This is a genomic window from Pseudonocardia sp. Ae150A_Ps1 (assembly GCF_001932315.1).
In the GTDB taxonomy this organism is placed as follows: Bacteria; Actinomycetota; Actinomycetes; order Mycobacteriales; family Pseudonocardiaceae; genus Pseudonocardia.
Genome location: NZ_MCIJ01000001.1, coordinates 1,502,135 through 1,519,814, shown reverse-complemented (window position 1 = coordinate 1,519,814; position 17,680 = coordinate 1,502,135). Strand labels below are relative to the sequence as shown.

General features: G+C 75.1%; 14 protein-coding genes and 1 pseudogene. 9 read left to right on the top strand and 6 right to left on the bottom strand.

All coding sequences use genetic code 11. From position 1 onward, the window contains the following. Positions 1 to 61: 61 nt before the first annotated feature. Positions 62 to 1,180 (bottom strand): annotated as a pseudogene (locus Ae150APs1_RS06705) (glycosyltransferase); the annotation flags it as partial. 75 nt (positions 1,181 to 1,255) lie between these two features. Between Ae150APs1_RS06705 and cobF the strand changes: the two are divergent. The 4 genes from cobF to Ae150APs1_RS06685 all read left to right on the top strand — a co-directional run bounded on the left by cobF (position 1,256) and on the right by Ae150APs1_RS06685 (position 6,228). Further along, positions 1,256 to 2,050, top strand: a complete 795-nt coding sequence (gene cobF / locus Ae150APs1_RS06700) for a precorrin-6A synthase (deacetylating) (protein WP_075296472.1) — start codon at positions 1,256 to 1,258, stop codon at positions 2,048 to 2,050. 29 nt (positions 2,051 to 2,079) lie between these two features. Beyond that, complete coding sequence (locus Ae150APs1_RS06695) at positions 2,080 to 2,571, top strand: SRPBCC family protein (protein ID WP_010240005.1); 492 nt, start codon at positions 2,080 to 2,082, stop codon at positions 2,569 to 2,571. 390 nt (positions 2,572 to 2,961) lie between these two features. Further along, positions 2,962 to 5,205, top strand: a complete 2,244-nt coding sequence (locus Ae150APs1_RS06690; RefSeq protein ID WP_075296471.1) for a hypothetical protein — start codon at positions 2,962 to 2,964, stop codon at positions 5,203 to 5,205. Positions 5,206 to 5,247: 42 nt separating this feature from the next. Next, positions 5,248 to 6,228, top strand: a complete 981-nt coding sequence (locus Ae150APs1_RS06685) for an SDR family NAD(P)-dependent oxidoreductase (RefSeq protein WP_083679973.1) — start codon at positions 5,248 to 5,250, stop codon at positions 6,226 to 6,228. Here Ae150APs1_RS06685 and Ae150APs1_RS06680 read toward each other — a convergent pair. Next, positions 6,218 to 6,799: a helix-turn-helix domain-containing protein gene (locus Ae150APs1_RS06680; RefSeq protein ID WP_075296469.1), complete on the bottom strand. Its 582-nt coding sequence runs from the start codon at positions 6,797 to 6,799 to the stop codon at positions 6,218 to 6,220. The two genes, Ae150APs1_RS06685 and Ae150APs1_RS06680, sit on opposite strands and share 11 nt — an antisense overlap. Before the next feature lie 143 nt (positions 6,800 to 6,942). On the opposite strand from Ae150APs1_RS06680, the gene Ae150APs1_RS06675 reads away from it, so the two are divergent. After that, entirely contained in the window at positions 6,943 to 7,473 is a 531-nt protein-coding gene (locus tag Ae150APs1_RS06675; RefSeq protein WP_075296468.1) for a DUF5709 domain-containing protein, read from the top strand. Between the two features lie 103 nt (positions 7,474 to 7,576). Here Ae150APs1_RS06675 and Ae150APs1_RS06670 read toward each other — a convergent pair whose 3' ends face one another. Both Ae150APs1_RS06670 and Ae150APs1_RS06665 read right to left on the bottom strand, forming a co-directional pair. Beyond that, positions 7,577 to 7,987, bottom strand: coding sequence for an SsgA family sporulation/cell division regulator (locus Ae150APs1_RS06670; protein ID WP_033199627.1), 411 nt, complete (start codon positions 7,985 to 7,987; stop codon positions 7,577 to 7,579). 273 nt (positions 7,988 to 8,260) lie between these two features. Beyond that, a complete protein-coding gene (locus tag Ae150APs1_RS06665) occupies positions 8,261 to 8,938 on the bottom strand; it encodes a hypothetical protein (protein ID WP_075296467.1) in 678 nt (225 codons plus the stop codon). A 180-nt stretch (positions 8,939 to 9,118) separates the two neighbouring features. Between Ae150APs1_RS06665 and Ae150APs1_RS06660 the strand changes: the two genes are divergently transcribed. Then, entirely contained in the window at positions 9,119 to 10,822 is a 1,704-nt protein-coding gene (locus tag Ae150APs1_RS06660) for an AMP-binding protein (RefSeq protein WP_075296465.1), read from the top strand. Positions 10,823 to 10,844: 22 nt separating this feature from the next. Here the strand turns inward: Ae150APs1_RS06660 and Ae150APs1_RS06655 are convergent, their stop codons facing one another. After that, on the bottom strand, positions 10,845 to 11,474 hold the full coding sequence (locus tag Ae150APs1_RS06655) for a flavin reductase family protein (protein ID WP_075296463.1): 630 nt from the start codon (positions 11,472 to 11,474) through the stop codon (positions 10,845 to 10,847). A gap of 52 nt (positions 11,475 to 11,526) precedes the next feature. On the opposite strand from Ae150APs1_RS06655, the gene Ae150APs1_RS06650 reads away from it, so the two are divergent. Beyond that, the gene (locus Ae150APs1_RS06650) at positions 11,527 to 12,513 is read left to right on the top strand and encodes a cobalamin biosynthesis protein (RefSeq protein ID WP_256385573.1); all 987 of its coding nucleotides are present in this window, start codon (positions 11,527 to 11,529) and stop codon (positions 12,511 to 12,513) included. A gap of 519 nt (positions 12,514 to 13,032) precedes the next feature. On the opposite strand, the gene Ae150APs1_RS06645 is transcribed toward Ae150APs1_RS06650, so the two are convergent. Further along, the gene (locus Ae150APs1_RS06645) at positions 13,033 to 13,875 is read right to left on the bottom strand and encodes an SURF1 family protein (protein WP_075296459.1); all 843 of its coding nucleotides are present in this window, start codon (positions 13,873 to 13,875) and stop codon (positions 13,033 to 13,035) included. Positions 13,876 to 13,916: 41 nt separating this feature from the next. Between Ae150APs1_RS06645 and Ae150APs1_RS06640 the strand changes: the two genes are divergently transcribed. Continuing rightward, complete coding sequence (locus Ae150APs1_RS06640; RefSeq protein WP_075296457.1) at positions 13,917 to 15,476, top strand: cobyric acid synthase; 1,560 nt, start codon at positions 13,917 to 13,919, stop codon at positions 15,474 to 15,476. Beyond that, positions 15,473 to 17,680, top strand: coding sequence for a putative cobaltochelatase (locus Ae150APs1_RS06635; RefSeq protein WP_075296455.1), 2,208 nt, complete (start codon positions 15,473 to 15,475; stop codon positions 17,678 to 17,680). Before Ae150APs1_RS06640 ends, Ae150APs1_RS06635 begins: the two co-directional genes overlap by 4 nt.

Below are 17,680 nucleotides of genomic sequence, written 5' to 3'. Positions count from 1 at the left end.
CGTCGCCGAGCTGCGCGGCCCAGCCGGACGCCTCGAAGCGGTCGAGGAACCGCTGCCGGGCCGCCGCCCCGTACCGGGCGCGCAGCTCCGGGTCGCGGGTCAGGCGCACCAGCTCGTCGGCGATCCGCGACGACACCACCGGGGCCAGCGCACCGGTGTGCCGGGTGACGATCTCCGGGATCCCGCCGACCCGGGTCGCGACGGCGGGCGTACCGGTGCCGTGCTCGAGCACCAGCATCCGCGGCATCGTGTCGTGCCGGGTGGTGTGCAGCTGCACGTCGGCCGCCCGCAGCAGCTCGACCGGGTCGGTGCTGCGGCGGAAGGCGACCCGGCCGGACAGGGCGTCGTCGCCCGCCACCCGGGACTCCAGCCACGGACGCAGCGGTCCGTCACCGCCCAGGACGACGGTGAGCGGCTCGTCCGGCGGGATCTCGGCGACGGCGTCGAGCAGCATGTGCTGGCCCTGTCCGCGCCGCATCGGCGCGACCGACACGGCGACGACCTCGTTCTCGTCGACCCCGAGCCCGCGGCGCAGCCGGGCGGCGGCGTCGGGGGTCCCCACGCCGGGGTCGGCCGCACCGTCCGGGATCACCGACAGCCCGGCGGTGGAGCCTGCGACTCGCCGGTACCAGTCCCGCTGCAGCACCGAGGTCGCGATCGTGCGTGTCATGAACCGGCGCCGGGCCAGCGTCTTCGCCGTCCGGCGGAGCTGGTCGCCGCGGTCGGCAGGCTGCTCGTGGATGTGGTGCAGCGTCGAGACCGCGGGGACCCGGAGCCGGGCCGCGGCGGCCGAGCCGACGACGTCGGGCCGCAGGCCGTGGGTGTGCACGAGATCGACCCCGCGCTCGCGGAAGGCGGCGACGACCCGCAGGACCCCGCGCGGGTCCCACGGCGCCACGTTCAGCTCGACCGGCGGCGTGCCGGCCCGGGCGAGACGGGTCGCGATCCCGGTCGTGTCGGACGGGGCGAGTGCGACCACGACGATCTCGTAGCCGGCGCCGGGTGCGGCCTCGGCCAGGTCTGCCAGCGCGGCCGCGCAGCCACGAGGGTCGAGGGACTCGACGACATGTCCGATCTTCACGGTCTTCTTCCCTCCCGGGGCGGTAGGGACATCGGTCGGCGGTCCGGACGACACTACCGAGTGACGACGGTCGGTGACGGATCGGAACGCTGCGCGCATCGGGCGACGGTCGCTCCACGCTGCGGCCGGTCGGGGGAGCGCGGCGGGCCGTCGTGCGTCCATTACGGTCACGTCGTGCGTACGGTGCTGGTGATCGGAATCGGGGCGGGTGACCCGGAGCACCTCACCCTCCAGGCGGTGTCCGCCCTGCGGCGGGCCGACGTCGTCTTCGTCATCGACAAGGGCGACGTCAAGGACGACCTCCGGGCACTGCGCACCGGGATCCTCGACCGGCACCGGCCCGAGGGCGGGTACCGGCTCGTCACCGCGCCCGAGGTGGACCGCGACCGCGGCACCGAGGTCGAGCACGACGACGGGCGGTACCGCGACGTCGTCGTCGACTGGCAGGACCGGCGTGCCGAGCTGTACCGGCGGATGCTGACGACCGAGCTCGCCGACGGCGAGATCGGCGCCTTCCTGGTCTGGGGCGACCCGTCGCTCTACGACGGCACCCTGCGCCTGCTCGACCGGGTGCTCGACGGCATCGACGGCGAGTGGTCGGTCGAGTCCGTCGCCGGGATCTCCAGCGTGGCCGCGCTCGCCGCGGCGCACCGGCTGATCCTCAACCGGATCGGCCGCTCCGTCCTGATCACGACCGGGCGCCGGATCGCTGAGGGGATGCCCGACGACGTCGACGACGTCGTCGTCATGCTCGACGGCCGCACCGCCTTCGCCGGCCTCCCGCCCGAGCAGCGCGCCGACCTGCACATCTACTGGGGCGCCTACCTCGGCACCCCGGACGAGCTGCTGGTCGAGGGCCCGCTGGACGAGGTCGCCGGCGAGATCGCGGAGGTCCGTGCCGCCGCCCGCGAGCGCAAGGGATGGATCATGGACACCTACCTGCTGCGGCGGGGCGCCGACGAGCGCTGAGCACCGCGCAGCCCGACGAGGAGGTCGTAATGCGCTACGCCGACGGGCCCACCACCGAGGCCGAGACCCGGGTCGACGCCGATCCGGTGGCGGTGTGGGAGCTGGTGACCGATCTCGGCTTCCTCAGCGGGGTCTCCACCGAGATGCAGCGCGCCGCGTGGGTCGGCGACGCCGCGCCCGGCCCCGGCGCCCGGATCCGTGGCGAGCACCGGCACGATGCCCGCGGTGAGTGGACGACCGTCTCCACGGTGACCGGCTGGGAGCCGGGCCGCGTCTTCGAGTGGACGGTCGAGCCCGACCAGGACGGCGGGGCCGCCGCCGTCTGGCGCTTCGAGCTGACCCCCGACGACGGCGGTACCCGGCTGCGCCAGTGGGCGCGGATGGGGCCGGGGCCGTCCGGGCTGACCGAGGTGATCGCGACCCGTCCCGAGCTGGAGGAGCGCATCGTCGCCGGCCGGCTGCGGGAGTGGCAGGCCGGCATGGAGCGCAACCTCGAGGCGGTACGCGAGCAGGTCCGCTGACGCTCGCCGTCACCCGTCCGGGACGTGAGCGCAGGAATTCCTGCGACGAACCGTCACCATGAGCGGGTCCGGTCGTTGATCCATGGGGACATCCGGCGAACCTGAGAACACTCAGCGTGTTCGTCGTAGATCGTTGCGCTGTTCGGCGCAATGTCCCGTGCGTTCGTCGTGCCGCGCTGTCGGATGATCGCTCCGGTCGTCGTCACCCTCTCAGGAACGCAACCTGTGGCCCGCGGGTTACCTAACGTCGCCGACCGGACGAGCCGGGCGAACCGGCACGCTCCGGCCGCTCCCACGGGTGCTCCCGCACCCGGCCGCGCCGGTCGCCCGCGCCGTCCTCCGATGCTCCCCAGCGCGTCGCCCCCCCGGCGACCGGAAGGACTGCTCGAGATGGGTAAGCACACCCGAGTCGGCAAGCGCCTCGTCGCGGCCGCGCGGCCGGAGGTCCGGCGCCGCCACGCCGCACCCTCGTCCGGCGTGGGCCGGCGGATCGCCGCGCCCGCGGCGCTGACCGCGGTCCTTCTGACCTCCGGCGGAACGGCCGGCACGGCCTTCGCGGGGGAAAGCTCCGGATCCGGCGACGACAGCGGCTCGTCCTCCGCCGACTGCCCGGACGGGAGCACGCCGGAGGACGGCGAGTGCGAGACCGGGTCGTCCGGCTCGTCCTCCTCGCTCGGCGGGCTGTCGGACGCGGTGACCGGTGACGACGTCGTCGGGTCGGTCATGGGGGCCGGCGGTGGGTCGTCCTCGGGATCGGGCTACTCCGGTTCGGACGGTTCCGGTTCGAAGGACTCGGGCTCGAAGGATTCGGGTTCGAAGGACTCGGACTCGGAGGACTCGGGCTCGGGTGGTTCCGGCTCCACGGAGTCGGCATCGAGCAGCTCGGGGTCGGGCGGCAAGGACTCCGGCGGAAGCGGCTCGTCCGGCAAGGACTCCGGTGGTGAGGGCTCGGGCAGCGCGGGCTCGTCAGGGAAGGACTCGGGCCCCGGCGCGGACCCGAGCGGCTCCGATTCCGGGAAGGACGCGAGCAGCTCGGGCACGACCGGTTCGGACGCGGGGAGCTCCGGCGCACCCTCGTCCGGTTCCACCGGGGGCTCCGGCGGTGGCCTGCTGGACGGCCTCTCCGGCACCGACGTCCTGTCCGGCGTCACCGGCGGCGGATCCCCGACCGATGCGCTCCCCGGCGTCGGCGGCGGCACGGACAGCAGTGCGGCCGGCGGCAAGGACAGCGGCAAGGACAGCGGAGCGGCCGGCAGCAAGGACAGCGGCGGCAGCAGCAGCGGCGAGGACAGCTCCGGCGGTGGCAGCGGCGGCACGGACGGCGGGGCGAGCGGCGGCAGCACGGACTCCGCGGGCGGCAGCGGAGGCCCCGGCGGTGCAGCCCCGACGGACGCGCTCGGCGGCGTCACCGGCGCGCTCGGCGGGCACGGCGGCTCCCCGCTCGACGCGCTCTCCGGCGTGACCGGCGGCGGCCCGACCGGCGGTGCGCCCGACTCCGGGTCCGCCGAGGCCGCCTCCACCGAGGACAGCTCCGCCGAGGGCGCCGGGGCTGCGACGGGCGTGCAGCAGTCCGGCGACGCGCCGTCCACCCCGGCCGCCGCGGCTCCGGACGCGGGCCCGCTCGGCGCCGTCCCCGGCCTGAACGACCTCACCACCGGGCTCGGGAAGGCCCCCGACCTGGACACCGCGACGTCCCCGCTCACGTCGCTGCCCGACCCGGCCGAGACCCTCGCCGGCGCGAGCGGGCAGGTCCCCGGCGCGCAGCAGGCCGGCGGCCTGGTCGACATCGCGATGGGACTGACCGGCACTGCCATCGGCACCGACACCGGTACCGACGTCGGTGGGCTCCCCGAGGGCATCGCGGGGCTCGCGAACCTGCCGTCGCTGCCCGAGCTGCCGTCGATCCCCGGGGTCACGGACGGCAGCACCGACGAGCTCCCCGACGTCCCCGGCGTCACCACCAGCGGTGCGCTCGACGGCCTCAACGAGATCGCCGGACTGCCCGACACGTCCCCGCTGACCGGCGCGGACGGACCGCTGCCGGACCTGTCCGGTGTCGCCGAGGCCGCCGGCCTGCCGGACTACTCCGGGCTGGGCGGGCTGCCGGACGTCGCGGGCGTCGTCGGCGGTCCGGGCACCGGGCCGACCGAGTTCAGCCTCGACTCGAAGAACACCGACGGTGTCAGCGGGCAGGCGTCCGTCGACGACGACACCGTCACCGCGACCGCCACCGGCATGGACCCGGACGCGGAGTACGTCAGCTTCTTCTACGGCGCCACCTCCAGCGCCACCAACAACAACCCGTGCATCCTCGACGGCACGAACCCGGTGCCCGGTGGCCAGACGGTGGGCGAGTGGGAGGTCGACGAGAACGGCAACGGCACCCTGGACGCGCCGAACCCGTCCGGGAACATGTACAAGCTCACCGGCGGCACGATGTCGATCCGGAAGGTCGAGCACGGCTTCGACAAGGCGACCGCCCCGCCGGTGAACCCGCTGTCGTACTCGCTGTCGAGCTGTGGCGAGATGGAGCGGATCTCCACCGCGGACCCGGTGACGAACGCGGTGCCGAAGCTGCCGACGGCGAACGTGCCGAGCGTCCCGTACGTCTCCGGTCCCGGCCTGGCGGGCTAGATCATCGGGCGGGCCCGGGACCGCTGTGGTCGGATCGGTGGTGTGCTGAGCGTGCTGGACACCGTCCTCGACCGCGCCCTGGTCCTGGGCTACTCGAGGATCGGCCACCTGATCCGCCGACGGACCTGGTCCGGGGGCCGGGCCGACCCCCCGCGCGGGGCGCTGGCCGGCCGCACGGCGCTGGTCACCGGCGCCGGCGGCGGGCTGGGGGAAGCCATGGCGACCGGGCTGGTCCGGCTCGGCGCCACCGTGCACCTGCTGGTCCGGTCACCGGACAAGGGGCGGGCGGCGCAGGACCGCATCGTCGCCGCCGTCCCCGGCCTGTCCCGGGACCGGCTGCCGGTGCAGGTCTGTGACCTGGGGGAGCTGGCCGACGTCCGCGCCTTCGCCACCCGCTTCGCCACCGAGGTCGAGGCGCTGGACCTGCTCGTGCACAACGCGGGCCTGCTGCCGAAGGAGCGCTCCGAGACCTCCGAGGGCAACGAGCTGACGCTCGCCGTGCACGTCCTCGGGCCGCTGCTCCTGACCCGGCTGCTCGCGGACACGCTCGCCGCGGGTGCGGAGCGCTCGGGCACCGACTCGCGGGTGGTCGTCGTGTCGTCGGGCGGGATGTACGCGCAGCCGCTGCGCGACGACGACCTCCAGTTCACCCGCGGCGACTACGGCGGCACCGCCGCCTACGCGCGCACCAAGCGGATGCAGGTCGTCCTCACCGGGCAGCTCGCCGACGAGCTGGGGCCGCGCGGGATCACGGTGCACGCGATGCATCCGGGCTGGGCCCGGACACCGGGCGTCACCGGATCGCTGCCGCTGTTCGACGCGGTCGTCGGGCCGGTGCTGCGGACCCCCGCCCAGGGCGCGGACACGGTCGTCTGGCTGGCCGCGGCGCCGACGTCGGAGATCGGGACGGGCCGGTTCTGGCACGATCGGGCCGCCCGCCCCGTGCACTATCTCGGACGGACCCGGGAGACCGCGGAGCAGCGGGACCGGTTCCGCGCCGAGGTCGACCGCCTCACCGGGTGACGGAGCCGGTCAGCAGTGCCGACGCGGTCCGGGTGACGTGGTCCATGACGGCGTCCGGGTCGGCGGTCCCGATCGCGCCGTCGGGCAGCAGCGGGTGCGCGAGGCTCAGGCCGAGCAGCCAGGTCAGCAGCAGCTCGGCCCGCAGCGCCGCCTCCCGCTCGTCGGCGGCGCCGGTGGCCTGCGCGGCGAACGCCGCGGTGAAGGCACCCGCGAGCTCGACCCGGACCGCGGCCGCGGCCTCCGAGGTTCCGGCGGACCTGACCAGGGAGCCGAAGACGTCGTGCTCGGGCCCGGAGCCGCGGTCGAGGATCGAGCGCAGCGTCCGTCCGAGCAGCTCCTCGGGCGGTCCGTCGCTCAGGACGGCCAGGGCGCGTTCGGCGGCGACCCGGGCGTAGAGCGCGTCCTTGCTGCCGAAGTGGCGGAACAGCAGCGCCTGGTTCACCCCGGCCCGCTCGGCGATGGCCCGCACCGACGTCCGGTCGTAGCCATGCTCGGTGAACAGGTCCGCGGCCGCGGCGAGCAACGCGCGCCGGGTGGCCTCGCCGGAGCGGGCGGAGGGGGCGGCGGTCACGGGTGGTGCTCCTCTCGGCGGGACGCCGTGCGGTGGTGATCCGGTGGACGGACGGTAGCGCCCGGCGGGCGGCGCATGATGCGGCACGCCCCCGGGTACCTGCTGACGACGACGAGAACGACACCCGAGGAGACGCACTTCTGATGGCCGCAGGCGACGAGAACGAGTTCCAGCCCGAGGCGCCCGACATGGCGTCGGCGATGCAGCTGGACACCGACGAGGCGCTGACCGGCCCCTCGGGGACCGACCCGCTCGACTCCGGTTACGTCCCGCCGGACCGGCCGTACGGCGTCGACGACAATGCCGTGACCCCGGCGGGCGAGCGCGAGGGCGAGACCCTCGACGAGCGACTGGCCAAGGAGGTCCCCGACGAGCTGCCCGCCGACGCGGGCGACCGGTCCGGGCGGCTGGTGAACGCCACCGACTCGCCGGCCGGGGAACCCGCCGTCGACGGGGCGGCGTCCGAGGTCGGGATCGACGGCGGCGCGGCCAGCGCCGAGGAGGCGGCCGTGCACGACGCCGACGTGGGCATCGAGCCGGTCACCGACGACAGCCCGGCCGAGGATCCCGAGGTCAGCGCCCAGCTGGACGAGGACGCCGACCGGGCCGACGAGGCTGCCGCGGACGCCGAGTGGGACGCCGACACCGACCCCGAGTGGGCCGAGCAGCGCTGAGGACACACCGCCACCGGGCACGAGGGCCCCGGACCGGGCAGCCGGTCCGGGGCCCTCGCGCGATCCCCCGGGGCGCGCTCCGCGGAGCGCTCGTCCGTGATCGTCAGGCCGCGCTGCCGGTGAGGCGCGCGATGGCCGTGTCGATGTCCAGGTGGTCGTTCTCCTCGCCGAGATCGACGATCTCCAGCGTCGCGTCGACGAACTGGGCCAGCAGGTCGCGGTCGACCTCGAGGACCGCGGAGCCGCCGTCGGAGCGGATCTCGATCTCCACGACGTCGTAGCCGTCGACGCGGCGCGGTGCCATCCGGATGTCGCCGATACCGGTGGGCGTGGTCAGGCCCTCGATCACGAGGTCGCGGGCGACCAGCCACTCGATCCACCGATCGGTCGAACGACGCACCGAGAACGAGATCGCGAACGGGTCCGACGCGCGGTACGCCCAGCGGCTCACGATCGGCGACGCCTGACCGTGCAACACGGTGAAGACGTCCTGCTGGATCGAGTCGCTGGTCATCGTGCCCACCCCTCCTGGAACCCGCCGGACCGGGACGTCGTGCGCCGGTCTCACCAGGAACATCGCCGGGGGCCGCCCCGGCGCTGCAACTTTCGCGCTGATTCACCCGTTCGCGCCACCTGTCGTTCACCTCACGGTACTGATGTGGCGCAGAGGGTGTAACGAGCGACCGGGCCCGGAGCGACTCCTCCGGATGGTCATCGGATCCGGTGACGCCGCGTGCGTGACCGGATCCCGGCGGTGAGTGCAGGCCGGTACCGGACCGGTACCGGATCAGTACCGGTCGACGCGGGTGACCAGCCAGATCCCGCCGGGGCCCTTCCGGACGGTCTGCTCCAGCGACACCGTGGACTTCGCCGCGGACCGGCCGTCGGTGACGGCGAACCGTCCCGGCGCGAGCTCCGTCATCGACGGGTCGCGGTAGCCCAGCTCCGCACCGACGTAGGAGATCGCGACCTCCTCCGGGTCCAGCAGCCACGGGTCGCCGCCGTCGTCGGCCTGCTGCTGCATCCGCTTCGCGGTGGCCGCGTCACCCGCCGGCCACAGCGGCGGGGCCGCGCCCGGCTGCGGGGCACTTCCGCCGGTGCCGCCCTCACCACCCGTGCCGCCCGTGCCACCGCTCCGGTCGCTCGGCGGTGCCTCGGTCGTCGGACGGGTCGTCTCCGGGGCGGGGGTGGTGCGGGTCGGTGACGGCGACGGTGAGGGGGTCGGGCCCGCCGTCGGTGACGGCGTCGCCGGGGCCGTGGTCCCGGCAGGCAGCTCGCCGTTCCCGCAGCCGCTCAGCAGCAGGACGAGGACGAGCAGCGCGACGACGACGAACGCGGTGCGCAGCAGCAACCGTGGTCCGAGGTTCCCGACCCGGACGCGCGACAACCCGGCCCGCGACGCCCCCCGGACGGATCGGGCGGACGTGGCGGACGGCGTCACCCTCGGCAGGTCCGGCGCGGTCACAGGGGCACCTTACGATCTTCGACCTGACCGTTGTGGCAGGCAGCGTGGTCTCGTTCCGGTGATCGGTGTCGGTCGGGCGTCGCGGTCCCCACGGCCGGGCCGCAGTGATTAGGGTCGCCGGGGACGGCCGGGGACCGGTCCCCGCGCGCACGACCCACGAGCCCGACGAGGTGCACACCCATGGCGTCTGCCACCGGTACCGCGGCGACGGAGAAGTTCCTCGCCGCCCGCGACTTCCTGCTGGCCCACCGCGAGGACTACGAGACCGCCTACCGGGACTTCCGCTGGCCGGAGCTCGACGAGTTCAACTTCGCGCTGGACCACTTCGACGTGGTCGCTGCCGACCCGGAGCGGGGCGCCCGGCGGGCACTGTGGATCGTCGAGCAGGACGGCTCGCAGGCGTACTGGACCTACGCGGAGCTGGCCGAGCGCTCGAACCGGGTCGCGAACTGGCTGCGTGCCCAGGGCGTCGCCCGCGGCGACCGGATCATCCTGATGCTCGGCAACCAGCTGGAGCTGTGGGAGACGTTGCTGGCGGCGATGAAGCTCGGCGCGGTCGTCATCCCCGCCACGACCCTGCTCACCCCCGCCGACCTGCAGGACCGGGTGGACCGCGGCGGGGCGCGGCACGTCGTCGTCGGGGCGGGTGACGCCGCGAAGTTCGACGCCGTCGACGGTGACTACACCCGCATCGCGGTGCGCGGGGTGGTGAACGGCTGGCGCGACTACTCCGCCGAGGCGTACGACGCGTCGGCGGTGTTCGAGGCGGACGGTGTCACGAAGGCGTCCGACACGCTGCTCCTCTACTTCACCTCCGGCACGACGGCGAAGCCGAAGCTGGTGGAGCACACGCACACGTCCTACCCGGTCGGGCACCTGTCCACGATGTACTGGATCGGGCTGGAGCCCGGCGACGTCCACCTGAACATCTCCTCGCCGGGCTGGGCCAAGCACGCCTGGTCGAACGTGTTCGCACCGTGGATCGCCGAGGCGACGGTGCTGGTCATGAACTACGCGAAGTTCGACGCCGAGTCCGTCCTGTCGGTGCTCGACTCCTGCGGCGTCGACAGCTTCTGCGCTCCGCCGACGGTGTGGCGGATGCTGATCCAGGCCGACCTGTCCGGGCTGGCGACGCCGCCGTCGAAGGTGGTCGGTGCCGGGGAGCCGCTCAACCCCGAGGTGATCGAGCAGGTCGAGCGGTCCTGGGGGCTGCGGATCCGGGACGGGTTCGGCCAGACCGAGTCGAGCGTGCAGATCGGCAACCCGCCCGGGCAGCCGGTGAAGCCGGGCTCGATGGGGCGGCCGATCCCGGGCTTCGTCGTCGCGCTGGTCGATCCGGCCACCGGCGCGAGGGCCGACGAGGGCGAGATCTGCCTGGACCTCGACCACCGGCCGACCGGGCTGATGGTCGGCTACGCCGACGACCCCGAGCGCAACGCCGAGGCGATGGCCGGCGGCTTCTACCACACCGGCGAGGTCGGCTCCCGCGACGAGAACGGCTACATCACCTACGTCGGCCGCGCCGACGACGTGTTCAAGGCCAGCGACTACCGGATCAGCCCGTTCGAGCTGGAGAGCGTGCTGATCGAGCACCCGGCCGTCGCGGAGGCCGCGGTCGTGCCGTCGCCGGACCCGGTGCGTCTCGCTGTCCCGAAGGCCTACGTCGTGCCCGCGAAGGGGTACGAGGCGAACGAGGAGACCGCGAAGGCGATCCTGCAGTTCGCCTACGACAACCTCGCGCCGTACAAGCGCGTCCGGCGGCTGGAGTTCTTCGAGCTCCCGAAGACGATCTCCGGCAAGATCCGCCGGGTCGAGCTGCGCGGCCGCGAGGGCGAGATCCACGCCGACCCGGCCGCGCAGCCGCCGAAGGAGTACACGCTGTAGGCGCCGCGCGGCGGGCCCGGCGTCAGCTCTCGTAGTGGCCCGGCCACTCCCGGTACGGGATGCGGGTGATCTCGATGATCTCCCCGAGCCGGGACCACTCGTTGCGCCCCAGGCGGGCCAGCGGGGCGAGCCGGCGGACGTCGGGCAGGCTGTTGCCGCGCTCGTCGGTCACGAACACGCTCTCGTCGATCGCGGCGTGGGTGACCCGGCCGATCACGACCGTCGAGTTGCCGAGCTCGATGTTGGCGTGCAGCTCGCACTCCAGCACGACCGGTGACTCGGCGACCCGGTACGGCGCGACGGTCGCGCTCGGCTCCGGGGTCAGGCCCACCGAGGAGAACTCGCTGATGTCGGAGGGGAAGTCGGTGGCCGTCGCGTTGATCTTCTCGAACATCGGCTCGCCGGCCAGGCAGACCACGAACTCCCGGGTCTCCGACACGTTCCGCAGCGAGTCCTTCTTCCCGACCGAGGTGAACTGGACCATCGGCGGGTCGACGCAGGACACCGTGAAGAACGAGTGCGGGGCCAGGTTGTCGACACCGTCCGCGGAGCGGGTCGACACCCAGGCGATCGGCCGGGGGACGACGACGCTGGTCAGCAGCTTGTAGAACGGGCCGGCGCCCACCTCGGCCGGCTTCAGGTCCGTGCGCATGCCGCTGATCCTGCCTGCTGTGCCTCCGGCGTGCCGATCTACGGTCGTCGTCGTGCGCGCACGGGGCCGGGCGGCCGGACTGATGATCGGGATCCTCGCCGACGCGGTGCTGGGCGATCCCCGGCGCGGGCATCCGGTGGCCGGTTTCGGGACGCTCGCCGCGGGTCTGGAGCGGCGCCTGTACCGCGACTCCCGCGCCGCCGGGGCCGCCTACACGACGGTCCTGGTCGGCGGGACGGTCGCGGCCGGTGCGCTGGCCGAGCACGCTCTCCGGCGCGGTTTCCGGCGGGGTCCCCGGCACGGCCTGTGGCGCGGCGCGGCCCGCTCGCCGGCCCCGACGGTGCTCGTGACGGCGGCCGCGACCTGGGCGGTGCTCGGTGGCAGCTCGCTGGTCCGGGAGGGATCGGCGCTCGCCACCGCGCTGGACGCGGATGACCTCGCCGCGGCCCGCGCCCGGATCCCGAGCCTCTGCGCCCGCGACCCGGAGCTGCTCGACGCCGACGGGATGGCCCGTGCCGGGGTCGAGTCGCTGGCGGAGAACACCTCGGACGCGGTCGTCGGCCCGCTGGTCTGGGGCGCCGTCGCCGGGGTACCCGGGCTCCTCGGCTACCGCGCCGTGAACACCCTGGACGCGATGGTCGGCTACCGGTCGCCGAGGTACGAGCGCTTCGGATGGGCCGCGGCGCGCCTCGACGACCTGGTCAACCTGGTCCCGTCGCGCGTGACGGCGGTCCTGACGGTCGCGCTGGCACCGCTGGTCGGCGGCAGCCCGCGGGACGCCGCCCGGACCTGGCGCCGGGACGCCGCGGGCCACCCCAGCCCGAACGCCGGCCCGGTCGAGGCGACCGCCGCCGGCGCCCTGGGCCTGCGGCTGGGCGGGACGACGACCTACGCCTACGGCGTCGAGGAGCGCCCCGCCCTGGGCGACGGCGACCCGCCCCGCGTCCCGGACCTGCACCGCGCGGCCCGCCTCTCCCGCCTGGTCGCCGCGGCAGCGGGGGCGTTGGCGGTCGGCGTGGCGTGGGTGCGGGCGGGGTGACCGGCTCCCGGCTCCCGGCTCCCGGCTCCCGGCGCCCCGGCTCCCGGCGACCCGGCCACCCGGCGACTCGGTGGCTCGGCGGTCGGCGACTCGGGCCGTCCGTCGAACGCGCGTCCCGGCCGAGGTGAGGGGGTTCCGTGGAATCGCTTCCTCAGGCAGCGATCTCGGAACAGGTCCTCGTGCCGTCGGTCCCGTGCCTGAGCGGTGGGGTGTCGTCCGGGCCCTTGGGAGCGACCGGGCTCGTGCCCGGCAGACCGGCGGCGGAGCAGTCCGGACGTGGCGTCCCGCCCTCGTGGAGGGACGCACTCGGGGGAGATCGCTTCCTGAGGAAGCGATTGTCGGTGAAGTGGTCCTGGCCCCCGACCGGGTTCCGGCCCTGGCCCTGGCCCGCCCGGCCCGGCCCTGGCCCGCCCGGCCCGCCCGGCCCGGCCCGCCTGCCTCCGGCGCGCCCGACATTCGACGTCGGCTCCTGGCCCGCGCGCCCGCGCGGCGCACGGTCGAGCGCCCGGGGAAGCCGGGTCAGGTCCCGCTGGGCGTGTGCTCGTCCCGGTCGGCGCGGGGTTCGTCGGCGGAGTAGCCGTCGCGGCCGGAGAGCTGGTCGCGCAAGCTGCCCCGGCTCTCGCGCCTCCCGCGTCGCTGCAGCATCTCCAGCCGGATGAAGATCCCCAGTGCGACGAGCGCGACCACGCCGAAGGTCAGCCACTGCAGGGCGTAGGAGAAGTTGCTGAACGGCGCGCCGCCGCCGGGCGGGGCGATCGGGATCGGGGTCAGCACCCCGGCCTGCCCCTCCTCCAGCGAGACGACACCCTCGAGCGGGGACGCGCCGGTCGCACCGGCTAGCGCCCGGGAGTCCGCCGCGTAGATCTGGTGGGTGCCGCCCTCGAGCAGCGGCGGGCGGCCCTGCGGGTCGTTCTCGTTCAGGCGCAGCCGTCCCTCGACGGTGACCTGGCCGGACGGGGCCGGCGCGTACCCGGGGACGACGCCGCCGTCGCCGGCCGCGACCGACCCCCGGTTGACGACGACGAGACGGCCGTCGGCGAGCCGCAGCGGTGTCAGCACCTCGTAGGCCGGGGCGCCGCCGACGACGCGCAGCCGGACCAGCGTCTCGGCGTCGCGCTCGTAGGTGCCGGTCAGGTCGACGCGGCGCCAGATGTCGTCGCCGGACACGCCCTGGCCCGGCGGGACCAGCTCGGCGAAGGGGACCGCCGGCGTCGCGTCGGCGGCGGCGATGGCGCGGTTCTGCGCGTCCCGCTCGGCCTCCCGGTCGAACTGCCACGGTGCGAGCAACGTGTAGCAGAGCACCACGAAGGCGCAGACGACGCCGATGAAGGCGAGCCAGCCGGGCCGCAGCAGGAAACGCACGCCGTCCAGGGTAGTCGGGGGGCGCAGGGATACTGATCGCCGTGGCTGCTGATCCTCCGGGCACCGACCTCACGGGTGCCGTGCTCGTCGCCGGTACGACCTCGGACGCGGGTAAGAGCGCGCTCGTCGCGGGGATCTGCCGGTTCCTGCACCGGCGCGGCGTCCGGGTCGCGCCGTTCAAGGCGCAGAACATGAGCAACAACTCCGTCGTCACCCCGGACGGTGGCGAGATCGGGCGGGCCCAGGCCATGCAGGCGTTCGCCTGCGGGATCGCCCCGGGCGTCGACCTGAACCCGGTCCTGCTCAAGCCGGGCAGCGACCGGACGTCGCAGGTCGTGGTGCGGGGGCGCGCCGACGGACAGGTCTCGGCGCTGTCCTACCGGCACCGGACGGCCGCGCTGTCGGACGTCGTCGCCGCGTCGCTGGCGGAACTGCGCAGCCGCTACGACGTCGTCGTCTGCGAGGGCGCCGGCTCACCCGCGGAGATCAACCTGCGGGCCACCGACCTCGCGAACATGGGCCTGGCGCGCCGCAACGACCTGCCGGTGCTCGTCGTGGGGGACATCGACCGGGGTGGTGTCCTCGCGCACCTGTTCGGCACCCTCGCCGTCCTCGACCCGGCCGACCAGGCGCTCGTCGCCGGGTTCGTGATCAACAAGTTCCGCGGGGACCCGCGCCTCCTCGAACCGGGCCTGGAGCAGCTGCGGGTGCTCACCGGGCGGCCGCCGCTCGGGGTGCTCCCGTTCGCCGAGGGGCTCTGGCTCGATGCCGAGGACTCGCTGTCCGCGGTCGCCGACGGCGTGCTCGGGAGCCCGGCGCCCCCGCGGGGCGACCAGTGGCTGCGGGTCTCGGTGGTCCGGTTCCCGCGGATCTCCAACGCCACCGACGCCGAGGCGCTGGCCTGCGAGCCGGGCGTCGCCGTCCGGTACGTGTCCGTGCCGTCCCGGATCGCGGACACCGACGTCGTCGTCCTGCCGGGGTCGAAGTCCACCGTGTCCGACCTGGCGTGGCTGCACGCGTCCGGGATGGCGGACGCGGTGCGCGCGCACGCCGCCGCCGGGCGTCCGGTGCTGGGGATCTGCGGCGGGTACCAGATGCTGGGCCGCACGATCGCCGATCCGGACGGCGCCGAGGCGGAGGCGGGCACCGTCGTCGACGGGCTCGGGCTGCTCGATCTCGACATCGCGTTCGACCCGGTCAAGCACCTCGGCACGCCCACCGCGACCGCCTGGGGTGAGCCGGTGACCGGCTACGAGATCCACCACGGCCGTGTCGTGCGCTCCGGTGACCCCGCGCTGGTCGACGGCGCCGGGGAGGGCTCCGACCGCGGCGGCGTGCTCGGCACGCACTGGCACGGCCTCGCCGAGAACGACGGGTTCCGCAGGCTCCTGCTCACCCGGCTCGCCGCCGAGGCCGGGCGGGACGGCTTCCGGGTGGCCGACGACACGTCGTTCCACGCCGAGCGGACCCGGCAGGTCGATCTGCTCGCCGACCTGGTCGAACATCATCTCGATACGTCCACACTTGAACATGTGATCGGACACGGTGCGCCACCGGACCTCCCGGTGCTGGCGTCCGGTCTGGCAGCCTCACGCGGGTGAGTTCGACGAGCACGGCCGGTACGACCCCCCGCTTCCCGTTCTCCGCCGTCGTCGGGCACGACGACCTGCGGCTGGCGTTGCTGCTCAACGCCGTCCACCCGGGCGTCGGCGGGGTGCTCGTGCGCGGGGAGAAGGGCACCGCCAAGTCGACCGCGGTGCGCGCACTGGCCGCCTTGCTGCCGGAGCACGACGTCGTCGACGGCTGCCGGTTCGGCTGCGACCCCGCCGCCCCCGACCCGGGGTGCCCGGACGGCCCGCACGCCGCGGAGCCCGCCGCGTCCACCCGGCCCGCACGGCTCGTGGAGCTGCCGGTCGGCGCCACCGAGGACCGTCTCGTCGGTTCCCTGGACCTGGAGCGGGCGCTGTCCGAGGGCCGCCGCGCCTACCAGCCCGGCCTGCTCGCCGACGCCCACCGCGGGGTGCTCTACGTCGACGAGGTCAACCTCCTGCACGACCACCTCGTCGACCTGCTGCTGGACGCGGCCGCGATGGGCCGTGCGCACGTCGAGCGCGACGGCGTCTCCGTCTCGCACGCGGCCCGGTTCCTGCTGGTCGGGACGATGAACCCGGAGGAGGGCGAGCTGCGTCCGCAGCTGCTCGACCGGTTCGGGCTGACGGTGGAAGTGCGGGCGTCGCGCGACGTCGCGACCCGGGTCGAGGTGACCCGGCGGCGGATGGCGTTCGAGGACGACCCCGCCGGGTTCACGGCCCGCTACGCCGGCGACGAGGCCGCGACCGCCGGGCGGCTGCGCGCCGCCCAGGAGCGCGTCGGGTCCGTCCGCGTCTCCGACCGGGAGCTGGAGCGGATCGCGTTCGTCTGCGCCCGGTTCGACGTCGACGGCATGCGCGCCGATCTCGTCATCACCCGCGCCGCCGCCGCACACGCCGCCTGGGAGGGCCGGACGGCGGTGACGGAGGACGACGTCCGCGTCGCCGCCCGGCTCGCGCTGCCGCACCGCCGCCGCCGCGATCCCTTCGACGAGCCCGGCCTCGACGAGAAGGACCTCGACGAGGCACTGCGCGACGCCGAGGACCACCTGGGCCCGGACGACGACCCCGACGACGGCCCCGACGACCCGGACGGCGGCCCGGACGACGGGGGGCCCGGCGGCGACCAGGACCCGGGCGACGGCGGCCCCGACGGTCCGGGCTCCGACGGCGGCGCCCCGGACGCACCCGGGACCGATCCCGGTGGGGCGGACGGATCGGGGACCGGTGGCGACCCGGCGGCGCCCCGCGACGACGCCGGCGGCGGCCAGGAGGGCGAGGAGGGCCCGCAGGGATCCGACGCCCCCGCACCGGACCCGGCCGACGGCACCCCGCAGGGCGGCGACGACGGCGAGGGCCGCGCCGTCGTCCTCGGGGACACCGCACGGCTGCGCCGGGCCACCGTCCGCAAGTTCACCGTCCCGGGCCTGGGGGCCGGCGCGCCCGGCCGCCGGTCGCGGGCCCGGACCGACACCGGCCGCGTCGTCCGGCCCACCGGTTCCGGCACGGCCCGCGCCGCCGACCTGCACCTGCCCGCCACGGTTCTCGCCGCGGCGCCGCACCAGGCCACGCGCGGGCGCAGCGGGCCGGGCCTGCTCGTCCACCGCACCGACCTGCGCCGCGCCCAGCGCGAGGGGCGGGAGGGCAACCTCGTGCTGTTCGTCGTCGACGCGTCGGGCTCGATGGCCGCGCGGAAGCGGATGACGGCGGTCTCCGGTGCGGTGCTCGGCCTGCTCCGTGACGCCTACCAGCGCCGGGACAAGGTCGGGCTGGTGACGTTCCGGGGCCGCGCGGCGGAGCTCGCGCTGCCGCCGACGTCGTCGGTCCCGACCGCGCAGCAGCGCCTCGCGAAGCTGCGTACCGGCGGGCGCACCCCGCTCGCCGGAGGGCTGCTGAAGGCGCGCGCCGTGCTCGACGCCGAGCGCCGCCGGGACCCGCGCCGCCGCCCGCTGGTCGTGCTGCTCACCGACGGTCGTGCCACCGTGCCCGCCCGCGACGGCGGCGACCCGGTGTCGGACGCCCGCCGCGCCGCCGGTCTGCTGGCCGCCGACGGGGTGCACACCGTCGTCGTCGACTGCGAGGGCGGGCACGTCCGGCTCGGGCTGGCCGCGCCGCTGGCCGCCGCGGCCGGTGGCGAGCTGGTGACCCTCGACGAGCTGACCGCCGACAGCGTGGGCGACCTCGTGCGCTCCGCCCGCACCGCCCAGGCCGCGTGA

Bases quoted from the DNA above. Each gene is read 5' to 3' on its own strand.
- Ae150APs1_RS06670 (WP_033199627.1), bottom strand. From the start codon at position 7,987: ATGACCAGCGACTCGATCCAGCAGGACGTCTTCACCGTGTTGCACGGT.
- Ae150APs1_RS06655 (WP_075296463.1), bottom strand. From the start codon at position 11,474: ATGCGCACGGACCTGAAGCCGGCCGAGGTGGGCGCCGGCCCGTTCTAC.
- Ae150APs1_RS06695 (WP_010240005.1), top strand. From the start codon at position 2,080: ATGCGCTACGCCGACGGGCCCACCACCGAGGCCGAGACCCGGGTCGAC.
- Ae150APs1_RS06675 (WP_075296468.1), top strand. From the start codon at position 6,943: ATGGCCGCAGGCGACGAGAACGAGTTCCAGCCCGAGGCGCCCGACATG.
- Ae150APs1_RS06660 (WP_075296465.1), top strand. From the start codon at position 9,119: ATGGCGTCTGCCACCGGTACCGCGGCGACGGAGAAGTTCCTCGCCGCC.
- Ae150APs1_RS06690 (WP_075296471.1), top strand. From the start codon at position 2,962: ATGGGTAAGCACACCCGAGTCGGCAAGCGCCTCGTCGCGGCCGCGCGG.